The 13,762-nt window shown below is 60.7% G+C and carries 10 protein-coding genes; 8 read left to right on the top strand and 2 right to left on the bottom strand.

What is annotated here, in order from left to right; genetic code table 11:
- The first annotated feature begins 218 nt into the window (after positions 1–218).
- The 7 genes from ORL50_RS08780 to sthA all read left to right on the top strand — a co-directional run bounded on the left by ORL50_RS08780 (position 219) and on the right by sthA (position 11,048).
- On the top strand, positions 219–1,682 hold the full coding sequence (locus ORL50_RS08780; protein ID WP_247292584.1) for a glyceraldehyde-3-phosphate dehydrogenase: 1,464 nt from the start codon (positions 219–221) through the stop codon (positions 1,680–1,682).
- A 518-nt stretch (positions 1,683–2,200) separates the two neighbouring features.
- Positions 2,201–3,406 (top strand): HlyD family secretion protein, encoded by a 1,206-nt coding sequence (locus ORL50_RS08785; RefSeq protein WP_266012733.1) that lies wholly within the window; start codon positions 2,201–2,203, stop codon positions 3,404–3,406.
- Positions 3,403–4,647, top strand: coding sequence for a hypothetical protein (locus ORL50_RS08790; protein WP_266012736.1), 1,245 nt, complete (start codon positions 3,403–3,405; stop codon positions 4,645–4,647). The genes ORL50_RS08785 and ORL50_RS08790 overlap by 4 nt, the downstream gene beginning before the upstream one ends.
- Before the next feature lies 1 nt (position 4,648).
- Positions 4,649–6,799 carry a glycosyltransferase family 2 protein gene (locus ORL50_RS08795; protein WP_266012739.1) on the top strand — a complete coding sequence of 717 codons (2,151 nt, stop codon included), beginning with the start codon at positions 4,649–4,651 and terminating at the stop codon, positions 6,797–6,799.
- Positions 6,800–6,838: 39 nt separating this feature from the next.
- Positions 6,839–8,248, top strand: a complete 1,410-nt coding sequence (locus ORL50_RS08800) for an efflux transporter outer membrane subunit (protein ID WP_266012742.1) — start codon at positions 6,839–6,841, stop codon at positions 8,246–8,248.
- 227 nt (positions 8,249–8,475) lie between these two features.
- Positions 8,476–9,468 carry an FAD:protein FMN transferase gene (locus tag ORL50_RS08805; RefSeq protein WP_266013263.1) on the top strand — a complete coding sequence of 331 codons (993 nt, stop codon included), beginning with the start codon at positions 8,476–8,478 and terminating at the stop codon, positions 9,466–9,468.
- Between the two features lie 185 nt (positions 9,469–9,653).
- Positions 9,654–11,048 (top strand): Si-specific NAD(P)(+) transhydrogenase, encoded by a 1,395-nt coding sequence (gene sthA / locus ORL50_RS08810; protein ID WP_045062459.1) that lies wholly within the window; start codon positions 9,654–9,656, stop codon positions 11,046–11,048.
- Between the two features lie 42 nt (positions 11,049–11,090).
- On the opposite strand, the gene ORL50_RS08815 is transcribed toward sthA, so the two are convergent.
- Together ORL50_RS08815 and ORL50_RS08820 are read right to left on the bottom strand one after the other, a co-directional pair.
- Positions 11,091–11,813: a glycerophosphodiester phosphodiesterase gene (locus ORL50_RS08815; RefSeq protein ID WP_266012744.1), complete on the bottom strand. Its 723-nt coding sequence runs from the start codon at positions 11,811–11,813 to the stop codon at positions 11,091–11,093.
- A gap of 9 nt (positions 11,814–11,822) precedes the next feature.
- Positions 11,823–12,410, bottom strand: a complete 588-nt coding sequence (locus ORL50_RS08820) for a PilZ domain-containing protein (RefSeq protein ID WP_266012746.1) — start codon at positions 12,408–12,410, stop codon at positions 11,823–11,825.
- A 94-nt stretch (positions 12,411–12,504) separates the two neighbouring features.
- On the opposite strand from ORL50_RS08820, the gene ORL50_RS08825 reads away from it, so the two are divergent.
- On the top strand, positions 12,505–13,755 hold the full coding sequence (locus ORL50_RS08825; protein ID WP_266012748.1) for a lipoprotein-releasing ABC transporter permease subunit: 1,251 nt from the start codon (positions 12,505–12,507) through the stop codon (positions 13,753–13,755).
- The last annotated feature ends 7 nt before the right edge of the window (positions 13,756–13,762 follow it).

Raw genomic sequence — 13,762 nt, forward strand, 5'->3', positions numbered from 1 at the left:
ACCGAATATGTAGTGGCAAAACAGACCAGTGTTACGGATGGTTACGGACAAGGCAGCGCTGTCTGCAAAAAAATGACGGCGCTGGAAGGCCCGTGTTTACTGGGCTGCAGCGAGCTGTGTTTTTTCTGCGGGGAAATTTGTTACGGATCGCACGACAGGCGCGCATTGCTACAAGAGGCACTCGGCGGCATAATGTAGCCCCTTTTTTCTGCCCCTACATGTGGAAGGTTCCCGTGACTCAGAAGCCCGACCAGTGTCTTGGTGAATGGATCGACCGTGAAGCACTCGCAGAAGCGATGATTCCGCTTATCGGTCAGCTCTACCGCAATAACAACGTGGTGAGCTCGATCTATGGCCGCAGCCTGATCAATCGTTCAGTCATTGCGATTCTCAAAGCTCACCGCTTTGCTCGTCATCGCCAGTCCGATGACAGCGAATTGTCCGTCCACGAAACATTCCCCCTGCTCAAGGCGATGAGCGAGCTCAAGCTCGGCGCCGCCTCGGTAGACCTGGGCAAGCTTGCGGTCAAGTTCAAGACCGAAGGCAATGGCCGCACTGCCGAGCAGTTCGTCCGCGAAGAACTGGCTGATGTCGTTGGTCAGCAAAATGCTTCCGCTCGTAAAGGCACCGACGTTGTCCTGTACGGCTTCGGTCGTATCGGCCGTCTGCTGGCACGCATCCTGATCGAGAAAACCGGTGGTGGCGACGGCCTGCGCCTGCGCGCCATCGTGGTCCGCAAGGGCGCCGAGAATGACCTGGTCAAGCGCGCAAGCCTGCTGCGTCGTGACTCGGTTCATGGCCCGTTCGATGGCACCATCACCATTGATGAAGCCAACAACACCATCACCGCCAACGGTAACCTGATCCAGGTTATCTACGCGAAAAACCCGACTGAAGTGGACTACACCCAGTACGGCATCAAAGACGCGCTGCTGGTGGATAACACCGGTGTATGGCGTGACGCCGATGGCCTGGGCCAGCATTTGGCGTGCCCGGGTGTTGACCGCGTTGTTCTGACCGCGCCTGGCAAAGGCAAGCTGAAGAACATCGTGCACGGCATCAACCACGGCGATATCACTGCTGACGACAAGATCGTTTCTGCCGCTTCGTGCACCACCAACGCCATCGTGCCGGTGCTCAAGGCAGTCAACGACAAGTTCGGCATCGTCAATGGTCACGTTGAAACCGTTCACTCGTACACCAACGACCAGAACCTGATCGACAACTTCCACAAAGGCGATCGCCGTGGCCGTAGCGCCGCGCTGAACATGGTCATCACCGAGACCGGTGCTGCCACCGCTGCTGCCAAGGCCCTGCCTGAGCTGGCCGGCAAGCTGACCGGTAACGCGATCCGCGTTCCGACGCCTAACGTGTCGATGGCCATTCTCAACCTGAACCTTGAGAAAGCCACCACTCGCGAAGAGATCAACGAGTACCTGCGCCAGATGGCCATGCACTCGGATCTGCATAAGCAAATCGACTACGTCAACTCGCAGGAAGTGGTTTCCACCGACTTCGTTGGCTCGCGCCACGCAGGCGTGGTGGACGCTGAAGCGACCATCACCCAGGATAACCGCGTTGTACTGTACGTTTGGTACGACAACGAGTTCGGTTACAGCTGCCAGGTGGTTCGCGTGATGGAAGACATGGCCGGTGTAAACCCGCCAGCATTCCCGCGCTAAGCTTCACCTGTAATTGAAAACGCCCCGGCCTTGGTCGGGGCGTTTTTGTTTGCGGCCTGCTTATAACTTTTTATTATTTTTTTACGGGGCTCGAGATTTTTCTCATTGTTGATACAGAGTTGCTTCAATAGTGGGTAATTTAAACTCTCAATAAAAATAAGAAGTTGCTTGAGTTAACTGACTTGTGGATCCAATAAAACGCTGTGTTATCTAATTGGCGCCATTTAATTGTTAAGCCCTAATACTTGACACCCCGACGCTCTGAAACTAGTGTCGCCTGTGACAGCCCGCTCTGCCTCGGGCCTCGCTGGGCTTATGGTGTCAATGCAAGGTTTCAACTCTCCAAAAAGACAGGAATCTTATTCCTGCTCACATCACAATAAATTCAATTAACACTGTCCCGGCATAGTTGCCGTGCAGCGCCCTGTTTCATGTTGCTCACCCTGCCGAAAGTGTTTCGCGGTCACGGCTTGTTTATGCCTGGCTTTTACGCGGTTGGTCTCTCGGGAGAGTTGAACATGGCTGAAGAACGCTCAAGGCTACTGTCATTGCTTCCCCGCCTGGTGGGTTTGGGAGTCCTGGGGTTTGTCGTCTGGTTACTGCTGTCGACGCTGCTGATGCCGCTGGTATCGACCTCTGCTACCCGGGCCATTTTGAATGCGCCGGTGATCCTGCTGACCACTCCCATTGATGGCGTGGTCAGCGCGCTGGAAGTCAAACCCGGCGCGACTTTTGTCCAGGGCCAGAAAGTGGCCGTGGTGGAAAACCCGCGGGCCAATCAGGAAACCTTGCTGACTCTGCAAACCCGGCGGCTCACCCTGGAACAGCAGATATCTTCCTCGGCCAGCCAGGCCGAACATGACCAGCAGTATTACGAGGCCTTGGAAAAAACCAGCCAGCAGTACCAGACCGCCTTTCATACCCGGCAACTCTTCACCCAAAGAGCCCTGCGCGCCGAAAGCAGTGCGGCCAGTGCGCGGTTGATGGACGCCCAGGAGACGGTCGAGCGCAATCTGGAGTTGTTCGTGCAAGGGGCGGTGAGCGGCGCGGTGGTCGCCTCATCAAAAGCGCAGCTTGCCTCTTTGCAAGGTGCGGCCGAGTCGGTGCGCTCGCAGTTGCGGATCAACGACGGAGACGTCAGTGCCGCCAACAAGCAGGTATACCTCGACCCCGATCAGCTGCGCATGTTTGATCTCAGCGCGCAAATGACCACGCTCAAGCTCAGCCTGGAAAATCAGGCGCGCAATCGGGCGACCTATCAACAGGAGCTGGACAATCTCAACCGCTTGATCGATGCCGAGCAGAACCGGGTCAAGCTGATGGCTGGGTACGATGTCGTGGCTTATTCGCCGGGTACTGTGCAGGAGCTCGTGGCGCCCCAGGGCACGCAGGTGCAGGCCGGCTCAACCTTGCTGCGCGCGACCGATTGCGGGCAGAGCTATGTGATTGCGGTGTTCCCCGAGCGCATGGCCAGCAAGATCGATCGCGACAGCGTGCTGACGGTGAGAATCCGCGGCCTTGCCGAGCCCCTCAAGGCCAGCGTGGTGCAGCTCTTATCCAGCGCTTCGGACATTCGCGCCAACTCCTACAGCGTGCCGTTTCCCTACGCCGAGCAGAACTCGGTGTACGTGGTCGGCACCTTTGCCGCCGACCTCACCGATAGCCAGCGCTCCATGACCTGTAACCCGGGGCTGTGGGCCAGTGCCGAGGTGTCGCGACCATGAACGGCCTCTTGCGAACGCTCGTCAGCCTGATGCTGATGGGCACCGGTGCCTCGGCATTGGCGGCAGCCGCCAGGCCACAACTGGCGACCATGACCTGTGCCGCGCTCGATCGCGCGGTGATCACGCAGCCGGCGGGCCCGGTATTGGTCGCCAGTTACCCTGCGCTGAATGGTCAGCCGGCGCCGATCCTGGCCTTGCGCGGGGTGGCGTTTACTTACGATAACGCCCTGGCGAGCATCGCCTTGTTCGCCTGCGGCAAGCCCGGATCGGCGCGGCGGATTGCCGATGCCCTGGCCTTCGCCATCAACCACGATCCCGAATATCAGGACGGTCGCTTGCGCAACGCCTATGCCGCCGGCCCGGTGGGTGCGCCGCCGATCAAGTTGCCCGGCTATTGGAGCGTCGAGCGCAACGCCTGGAATCAGGACGCCTATCAAGTCAGCAGCGCCACCGGTAACCAGGCATGGGCGGCACTCGCGTTGCTCGAGGCTTTTCGTCAAAGCGGCGAGACTTCCTACCTGCAAGCCGCGAGAAAAGTCCTGCGCTGGTCGCAGGAAAATACCTACGACGCCCAGGCTCCGGCCGGCTTCAGTGGTGGCTACTACGGCTATTTCAATCAGCAAATCGAGCAGAAGTGGAAGTCCACCGAGCATAACGTCGACCTCGCCGCCGCCTGGTCGGCCCTCGATGCCCTGGCCCCGGACCCGGCGACGGCGCAACAGGCGCAAATCGCCCGGCAGTTTGTCGCCAGCCAATGGGACGCTACAGAAGGGCGCTTCCTGATCGGCACCGGAGCGGATGGCCAGACGTCGGACCGGCTGCGTTCCGGGTTGGACGCGCAGATATGGCCGTTGATTGCCTTGCACGATCCCCCCGGTGACTGGCGTCGGGTGTTCGCCTTCGTGGATAGCGCGCACCGTGCAGGTGACGGTTACGGCTTCAATCGCGATCCCGATGGCTTATGGACCGAAGGCACCGCGCAAACCGCTGCGGTCGCGCAATTAAACGGCCTGAGCGACAAGGCGCAACCCCTGTGGAGTGTGTTGCTGGCCCAGGAAGCCGGGAATGGCTGGCTGTTCGCGACCCCGGCAGAGCGCATCAGTACCGGGCTGGCCATCGGCCCGGACTCGGTCACCAACGATTTTTTCTATTACCACCTGCCTCACTTGGGCGCCACGGCGTGGGCGGCGATTGCGGCCACTGGCGTCAATCCCTTTACCGGTTCGCAAGAGGCTGACTGACATGCAGGCACTGGACTCGTTGCAACTGCTGCAAATCAATTTCTGCACGCTGGCGGCGGTGATTCTGTTCACTTGCCTGACCCATCGCGACCAATGGGCCGCGCGTGCCGGGTTCGGCGCCGTCACCGCGTTGCTGCTACTCAATTACGCGGCCTGGCGAATTCGCGACACCTTGCCGGATGGTCATTCGGGGTTCGCCACGGTCTGGGCCTACGCTTTCCTGTTCTTCGAGATGCTGGCGATCGGCTACACGCTGTTTTCCATTGTCGTGATGTTATGTCGCTCCGATCACAGCAAGGCCGCGGACACCGGTGAGCGACGACTGCGAGCCCTGGGTGCGGAAGCGCCTGCGGTGGATATCTTCATCGCCACCTACAATGAGGGCCTGGAAATCCTCGAAAAAACCATTATCGCCGCCCAAGCCATCGACTACCCGAACTTCACGATTTGGGTGCTCGACGATACGCGCCGCGACTGGCTGCGCGATTACTGCGCCGAGGTCGGCGTGCAGTACGCGCGACGGCCCGATAATTCCCACGCCAAGGCCGGCAACCTGAACAACGGTTTGCGCCAGTCGGCGGCCGGCAGCAATGCGCCGTACATCCTGGTGCTGGATGCCGATTTTGCGCCGCAGCAACCGATCCTTTTGCGCACCCTGGGTTTGTTCGACGACCCCAAGGTCGGCCTGGTGCAGACCCCGCAGTTCTATTACAACCCTGATCCGATCCAACACAACCTGGGCACTTCAGCGTGCTGGGTCGACGAGCAACGGGTGTTCTTCGACGTGTTTCAACCGGCAAAGGATGGTTGGGATGCGGCGTTCTGTGTCGGCACTTCCTTCGTGGTGCGGCGCGACTTGATCAATGAAATTGGCGGTTTTCCTACAGGCTCGGTGTGCGAAGACATCTACACCACCTACCGCCTGCTGCAGAAAGGCTATGTCACCCGCTGGCTGAACGAGCGCCTGTCGATCGGCTTATCGGCAGAAGGCCTGACCGAGTACATCAACCAGCGCGGCCGCTGGTGCCTGGGCACTATCCAGGTGGCGCTGCTCAAGGAAGGACCGTTGCGCGGTAGCGGCTATACGCTCAATGACCGGTTGCATTACATCCATGGCCTGATGCACTGGTTCTCCAAGCCTTTCATCCTGATGATGCTGGTGTCGCCGGTGCTGTATTGGTACTTCGGGGTGGCAGGTTTCTACGCCACGCCGATGGACTTCCTGGCGTTTGGCATGCCGGCGCTGATTGCGTTCTGGGGCTACGGCACCTGGGTCACGGACCGGCGCACCTTGCCGATTTTCACCGAGGTCACCCAGATCGTCGCCTCCCTGGCGGTGACTGCGACCATTGCCAGCGCGATGATCCGGCCCTTCGGCCGGCCGTTCAAAGTCACCGCCAAAGGCCTGGATCGCAGCAAAACCATGGTGCACTGGAAGCTGTTCGGGTTCTTTTTTGCCTTGACGCTGTTCTCGCAAATTGGCGCCTACATCGCGATCAGTACCGCCGCCGCATTCGACGGCAACATGCTGTTCAACCTGTGCTGGACCGTGGTGGCGCTGGTCTACAACCTGGCGACGCTGGTCGCTTGTGTGGATCGCCCGCGTTTGCACGGTGAGGAGCGCTTTCCGTTCGACAAACCCACGGGCTTTCGGTTTGGCGGCAAGGTGTTGCCCGGGCGCCTGGTGGATATTTCCCTCAGCGGCGCGTCGTTCAAATGCGCGTTCGCTTCGTCGATCAAACCGGGACTGTGCGGCCAGATGTGGGTCGACAAGCTGGGCTGGCTCGACGTCGAAGTGATGCGCAACCACGGCGCCGAGCAGTTGGGCCTGCGCTTTGCCGAGCTGGATGAAGACCTGCGGCGGCGGCTGATCGCGCGCCTGTTCAGCGATGCGACGATCAATGTCGTCAGCAAGGCCGAGCCTGGGCTGGCCTTTGGCACCTTGTTGCGGCGCTCGTTGCTCGGCGAAAAATCTGCGCTGCCGCGTTTGCCTGCACCGGACAGGGAGTCGTCCTACACGCCCCAGCGTCGTTGGCGGCCGGTCAGTGTGCGCTCTCGTAAACAGCCACTGCCGCACATCAGCGTCAGTCGGCCGGGGCTGTGGTCTTTGCTGCTTTCACCCTTGCGAGCTTTGCTCGGCCAACGATTTTAGGTGCGCGCCATGAACAGTTGCTTACCGACCTCATGCTTAATGTCATTGCTACTGCTGGGCGGTTGTTCGCTGGAGCCGACTTACGAGAAGCCCGACGCGCCGATCGATCAGCAATGGCCGGCCAACACGGCGGGCGAGTGCTGCGTCGGCCAGCAGGCGTTCGACAAGGACTGGCGTGGTTTTGTGGTCGATGACCGCCTGCGGCAGTTGATCGACATGGCGCTGGCCAATAACCGCAGCCTGCGCCAGTTCGCCGCCAGTGTCGAAGAGGCGCGGGCCGGTTACGCCAGCGCGCAGTCCGGGCTGTTTCCGACCATCGGCATCGATACTTACGCCGGGCGCAGCAAGTTGCCGCCGCTGGTGCGCACGCCCAATGGCGGCGACAGTGCCGGGAGCATCGCCAACACCTTTCAGGCCACGGGTGGTTTCACTTCCTACGAGCTGGACCTGTTCGGGCGCATTCGCAGCCAGCGCAATGCTGCCGGGGCCCGATTCGAAGCGTCGGAGGGCGATTACCAGGCCGCGCGCCTGGCGCTGATCGGTGAAGTTGCCAGCACCTGGTTGACGCTCAAGGCCAATCAGCATCTGCTCGACCTGGCCCAGAACACTTATCAGTCCCAGGACCGTTACGGGCAGTTGCTGCGCAAGAGTTTCAACCTGGGTTCCAGTGCGCGAATCGATGTGCACCAGGCCGATGCGCAGACCAACACGGCCGCGGTCCAGGTCAACACTTACCGGATGCAAGTGGCGCAGAACAGCAACGCGTTGCGGGTACTGGTGGGGCAACCGGTGCCACCGGGGTTGCTGCCCTCCGGCGTGCTCGGCGAGCAGCTGGCAACGCTGGACGTGCCAGCCGGTTTGCCGGCGTCACTGGTCGAGCGCCGCCCCGACATCATGTCTGCCGAGGCCCAGTTGCGCGCCGCCAATGCCGACATCGGTGCAGCGCGCAGCGCGTACTTCCCGACCTTTTCCCTGACCTCGGCGTTGGGCAGTCTGACCGGGGATTTCTCACGCCTGCTCACCGGCCCTGCGGAATTCTGGACCGTGGCGCTGGCGGGGTCGTTGCCCTTGATCGATGGCGGCGCGCGGCGGGCGCAAGTGGACGCCAGCCATGCCCGATTTGCTGGGCAAACAGCGGCGTACGAAGCTACGGTACAGAACGCATTTCGGGAGGCGGCCGATGCCTTGAATGCGCGCCAGGAGATGCTGACCCAGGTGGCGTTCCAGAAGAAACTGGTGGGGGATTATCAGGAAGCCTACCGCCAGTCCCGGCTACGGTTCGAGGCGGGGCTGGACAGCTATTTCTCGACCATGGATGCGCAGCGTTCGTTGTTTGATGCACAACAGAAGTGGGCGCAGCTGGAGTTGGCGCGGGAGATTAACCAGGTCACGTTGTACAAGGCGTTGGGTGGGGGGTGGGGTGGTTCTTTGAAGGTGGCCGGGCGGTGATTATTCAGTGACCTTGCAGGCCTCATCGCGAGCAGGCTCACTCCTACAGGGTGCTGTGCACACCGATCCAATGTAGGAGTGAGCCTGCTCGCGATAACGATCTGCCTGCCCCCGACTTCCACAACCCATGCCGATGACGGGGAGGCGATGCATAATGGCTGATCTTGGTGGTGTTTCAGGGATTGCGGAGAAATGTGTTGAGCGGGTGGAAGGGGATTGTCCTGGGGCTGCTGGCCGGCCTGTCCGGCTGCGGCAACGGCGACTCCATGGAAAGTTTCGGCGGGCCCACGATGGGCAGCTCTTATTCAGTCAAATACCTGCATCGCGCCGGCCTGCCCGCACCCAAAGAAGTCCAGGCCGAGGTCGAGCAAATCCTCGCCCAGGTCGATCAACAAATGTCGACCTACCGCAGCGACTCCGACATCGAACGCTTCAACCGCCTGCCTGCCAACCACTGTCAGAAAATGCCCGCGCCCATCCTAGAATTGGTCCGCATCGGCCAGCAGCTGTCACAGCAGAGCGAAGGCTCCTACGACCTGACGGTCGAGCCGCTGCTCAATCTCTGGGGATTTGGTCCGCAATCGCGCAAGGAACAAGTCCCGAGCGTTGAAGCACTGGCCGAAGTGCGCCAGCGAGTCGGATACCAGCATCTGCGCATCGAAAACCAACAGCTGTGCAAGGACGCTGCCGTCGAAGTCGACTTCAACAGCATCGCCGCCGGCTATGCAGTCGACACCATCGCCGCGCGACTCGAAGCCATGGGCATCCACGATTACCTCGCCGAAGCCACCGGTGAACTCAAGGCGCGCGGTCACAAACTCGATGGCAGCCCATGGCGGATCGCTCTCGAAGAGCCGCGGGATGACCAGCAGGTGGCGGAAAAGATCATCGCGGTCGACAACTACGCGGTGTCCACTTCCGGTGACTACCGCCATTATTTCCAGGAGGATGGCCGGCGCTATTCCCACACGTTCGATGCGCGCTCCGGGGCGCCGGTCTCGCACACCCTGGCGTCGGTCACGGTGATTCATTCTTCGGCACTGATGGCCGATGGCTTATCGACGCTGCTGCTGATTCTTGGGCCCCAGCGCGGTTGGGACTACGCGGAAAAACACGCGATCGGTGCATTTTTTGTGATTCGTGCCGATAGCGGTTTCGTCACAAGAACCAATCAGGCTTTTGAGCGACTCAGTGCCGTACAAACCCAATTAAAGCAATGAATGCTGGCGTTGTAGTGCAGGCAAAACTAGCCTACGACGCGACCAAGGGTTAATGTGCGCGGCGTTGACGCTTCTATAGACTGTGTCCGGGTTCTGCATTGGCCCCAAATTGTTCCTTCACGCCGCAGATGGCGTGATTTAGCCGCAGGTGCCGATGGCGCCGCGGCCTGTTCTGAGGAGTACGCATGGCTGTCTACAACTACGACGTGGTGGTGCTGGGTTCCGGCCCGGCAGGAGAAGGCGCGGCAATGAACGCCGCCAAAGCAGGACGCAAGGTGGCGATGGTCGATAGCCGTCGCCAGGTCGGCGGCAACTGCACCCACCTGGGCACCATCCCGTCCAAGGCTTTGCGTCACTCGGTCCGGCAGATCATGCAGTTCAACACCAACCCGATGTTCCGGGCCATTGGTGAGCCGCGCTGGTTCTCGTTCCCGGACGTGTTGAAAAGCGCCGAGAAAGTCATCTCCAAACAAGTCGCTTCGCGTACCGGCTACTACGCCCGTAACCGCGTCGACGTGTTCTTCGGCACCGGCAGCTTCGCCGACGAGCAAACCATCGAAGTGGTCTGCGCCAATGGCGTGGTCGAGAAACTGGTGGCCAAGCACATCATCATCGCCACTGGCTCGCGTCCTTATCGCCCGGCGGACATCGATTTCCACCACCCGCGTATCTACGATAGCGACACCATCCTCAGCCTCGGCCACACCCCGCGCAAACTCATCGTGTACGGCGCCGGCGTGATCGGTTGCGAGTACGCCTCGATTTTCAGCGGCCTGGGTGTACTGGTGGAGTTGGTGGATAACCGTGGTCAGTTGCTGAGCTTCCTCGACTCGGAAATCTCCCAGGCCCTGAGCTATCACTTCAGCAACAACAACATCACGGTCCGCCACAACGAAGACTACGACCGCGTCGAAGGCGTGGACAACGGCGTGATCCTGCACCTCAAGTCCGGCAAGAAGATCAAGGCTGACGCCTTGCTCTGGTGCAACGGCCGTACCGGGAACACCGATCAGTTGGGCCTGGAAAATATCGGCGTGAAGGTCAACAGCCGTGGTCAGATCGAAGTGGACGAGGCCTACCGTACCTGCAAGCCGAATATTTACGGCGCCGGTGACGTGATTGGCTGGCCGAGCCTGGCCAGTGCTGCTCACGACCAGGGCCGTTCGGCGGCTGGCAGCATCGTCGATAACCACAGCTGGCGCTTCGTCAATGACGTGCCGACCGGCATCTACACCATTCCGGAGATCAGCTCGATCGGCAAGAACGAGCAGGAGCTGACCCAGGCCAAGGTGCCGTACGAAGTGGGCAAGGCGTTCTTCAAGAGCATGGCGCGTGCGCAGATCGCCGGCGAGCCGCAAGGCATGCTGAAGATCCTGTTCCACCGCGAGACCCTGGAAGTGCTGGGCGTTCACTGCTTCGGTTACCAGGCGTCGGAGATCGTGCACATCGGCCAGGCGATCATGAACCAGCCGGGCGACCTGAACACCCTGAAGTATTTCGTCAACACCACGTTCAACTACCCGACCATGGCCGAAGCCTATCGGGTAGCGGCGTACGATGGCCTCAACCGGCTTTTTTGAGCGGCTCCGGCCGGTGGCCTGAGCCGGCCGGGGAGACCGATTTCAGCAATTCTCGAGCGTGGCGCTGGCCAAACCGGGAAAGTCTGTAATCAGGCTGTCAACGCCGAAGTCGGCGAGCCTGCGCATCAGCGCGGGCTCGTTGACTGTCCATACCGACACATGCAGCCCCTGGCGCTGCGCCTTCTCCAGGCGTTCCGGCGTACACAGGGTCCAGTTCAGCGCAAGAAATTCACAGCCATAGCTTTGCGCGACCTTCAATGGGTCGAGCCAGGCGTATTCGGCCACCAGTCCGCGAGACACGTCCGGCACCAGATCCAGTGCAGCCTTCAACACTTCGCGTGAGCTTGAGGTGATGGTGACCTTGTCGAGCATGCCGAAGCGCTGGGCCATTTCGCGAATCGCCAGCACGGTGGTGGCGGCGCGGGTGCGCGAAGCGCTTTTGACCTCCAGCTGCCAGTGCTCGAAGTCGCATTTTTCGAACAGTTCTTCCAGGGTCGGGATCGGGCAGGGCTTGATCCAGCCCGGGCCGCCTTTGCGCGCGTCGTAGGTCTTAAGCTCCGCCGCCGAGTGCTCGACGACCTTGCCGCGCCGGTCGGTGGTGCGCTTGAGCGTCGGGTCGTGGATGACCATCAGCTCGTTGTCCTTGGACAGGTGCAGGTCCAGCTCGCAGCGGCGCACGCCGTGCTTGAGACATTGCTGGAAACTGGTCAGGGTGTTTTCCGGTGCTTCGCCCTTGGCGCCGCGATGGCCGTAGATGAGGGTCACGGTTCTTCCTTAATTTAAAGTGCCTGAGTCGTTTTGTTCACGGGCCAGGCGACGTTCCTGGGCCTGCTTCTGCAAAATGTAGCGGGCCAGCAGTTGGCGCTGGGCATCGGTCGGGTGCTCGAATTCGGTGCCGATGTCGTAGCCATCGCCCTTGGCATCACAATGCGTGACCCGGGCGCGCAACAGCAGGCCAAGCGCTTGCGGCATCAATACCAGCTTGATCGACAGGCGCGCGTCGGCGGCGATTGGCGTGGGGTGCTGGAAGTCGATGCCGCCTTCGGAAAGGATCACCGGTTGCGGTTCGCCGATCTGCCCCAGCACGGTAATGGCGATCACCTGGCTCAGCAGGTCGATACGTTTGTTCTGGGATTTCAAGAATGCCGCAAGGTTGCGGTCGCGCTCACTGATCTGGCGCAACAGGTGTTGCGATTCGAATTCGCTCAGGTGCAATTCACTGAGCAGGTTGAACAGCGGAGAAGCATCCTGCAACACTTCCTGGCCCGCGGCTTCGGCAGCGGACAGGGGCCGAATTTCCAGTGCGATCGAGTCATCGATACGGTAGTATTCGCGGCGATCTTCTTCATCTAATGTCGACATGGCGAACCCATGGTAGCGGCGGTGGTCTGAGTGTAAAGCTGGTTATCGACCCCCGCCACAAGGACGTTCCTTTTCCCTCCGAACAAGCCCCGACATGTTCAGACCTCTCTTCGTATTTATAGGCACGCGTTATACCCGTGCAAAGCGTCGCAATCATTTTGTGTCGTTCATTTCCCTGACCTCGATGATCGGGCTCGCCCTTGGCGTGGTCGTGATGATCGTGGTGCTGTCGGTCATGAACGGCTTCGATCATGAGATGCGCACCCGCGTGCTGGGCATGGTGCCCCACGCGACCATCGAGTCCGGCGAACCGATCAACGACTGGCCAAGCCTGGCCGCCAAGGTCAAGCAAAACCCGCAGGTGACGGCGGTAGCGCCGTTTACCCAGATGCAGGGTTTGCTGACCAATAACGGCAAGGTGTCCAAGGTGCTGCTCAATGCCATCGACCCTGCGCTGGAACGCCAGGTTTCGATCATCGACAAGTTCATGCTGCAGGGCAAACTCGACGATTTGGCCCCCGGCAGCTTTGGCATCTTCATCGGCGACAAGGCTGCGGCCAAGCTCGGCGCCGCCATTGGCGACAAGCTGACCTTCGTCGCGCCCGAAGTCACCGTGACTCCGGCCGGGATGTTCCCGCGCATGAAACGCTTTACGGTGGTCGGCATTTTCCATGTCGGCGCCGGTGAGATCGACGGTTACCTGGGCGTCACCAACCTCCAGGACCTGGCGAAGCTGCATCGCTGGAAGCCGGATCAGGTGCAGGGCATCCGCCTGAAGTTCGACGACCTGTTCCAGGCGCCGCGCACTGCGTGGAACATTGCCCAGCAACTTGGCGAAGACCACTACTACGCCCGCGACTGGACCCGCACCCACGGCAACCTGTACCAGGCCATCCGCATGGAAAAAGCCATGATCGGCCTGCTGTTGCTGCTGATTGTCGCCGTGGCTGCGTTCAACATCATCTCCACCCTGGTGATGGTGGTGAACGACAAGAAGGGCGATATAGCGATCTTGCGCACCCTGGGTGCCACGCCTGGCACCATCATGGCGATCTTCATGGTGCAGGGCACGGTGATTGGGGTGTTCGGCACGCTGATCGGCGCCGTGGTCGGCATCTTCGCGGCGCTGAACGTCAGTGCGGCGATCTCGGCCCTCGAAGGCCTGATCGGCCACAAGTTCCTGAACGCCGACGTGTACTTCATCGATTACCTGCCGTCGCAGGTGCAGAGCCAGGACGTGGTGATGGTCTGTGCCGCCGCGTTGATCCTGAGTTTCCTCGCCACCCTGTATCCAGCCTGGCGTGCCGCGCGCACCCAGCCTGCGGAGGCGCTACGTTATGAGTGAATTGGGC

This window comes from Pseudomonas sp. RIT-562, from assembly GCF_026241895.1.
Classification (GTDB): Bacteria; Pseudomonadota; Gammaproteobacteria; order Pseudomonadales; family Pseudomonadaceae; genus Aquipseudomonas; species Aquipseudomonas mandelii_F.

Excerpts from the sequence above, each read along its gene's own strand:
- ORL50_RS08820 (WP_266012746.1), bottom strand. The coding sequence starts at position 12,410 with ATGTCGACATTAGATGAAGAAGATCGCCGCGAATACTACCGTATCGAT.
- ORL50_RS08780 (WP_247292584.1), top strand. The coding sequence starts at position 219 with ATGTGGAAGGTTCCCGTGACTCAGAAGCCCGACCAGTGTCTTGGTGAA.
- ORL50_RS08825 (WP_266012748.1), top strand. The coding sequence starts at position 12,505 with ATGTTCAGACCTCTCTTCGTATTTATAGGCACGCGTTATACCCGTGCA.
- ORL50_RS08785 (WP_266012733.1), top strand. The coding sequence starts at position 2,201 with ATGGCTGAAGAACGCTCAAGGCTACTGTCATTGCTTCCCCGCCTGGTG.
- ORL50_RS08790 (WP_266012736.1), top strand. The coding sequence starts at position 3,403 with ATGAACGGCCTCTTGCGAACGCTCGTCAGCCTGATGCTGATGGGCACC.
- ORL50_RS08795 (WP_266012739.1), top strand. The coding sequence starts at position 4,649 with ATGCAGGCACTGGACTCGTTGCAACTGCTGCAAATCAATTTCTGCACG.
- sthA (WP_045062459.1), top strand. The coding sequence starts at position 9,654 with ATGGCTGTCTACAACTACGACGTGGTGGTGCTGGGTTCCGGCCCGGCA.
- ORL50_RS08800 (WP_266012742.1), top strand. The coding sequence starts at position 6,839 with ATGTCATTGCTACTGCTGGGCGGTTGTTCGCTGGAGCCGACTTACGAG.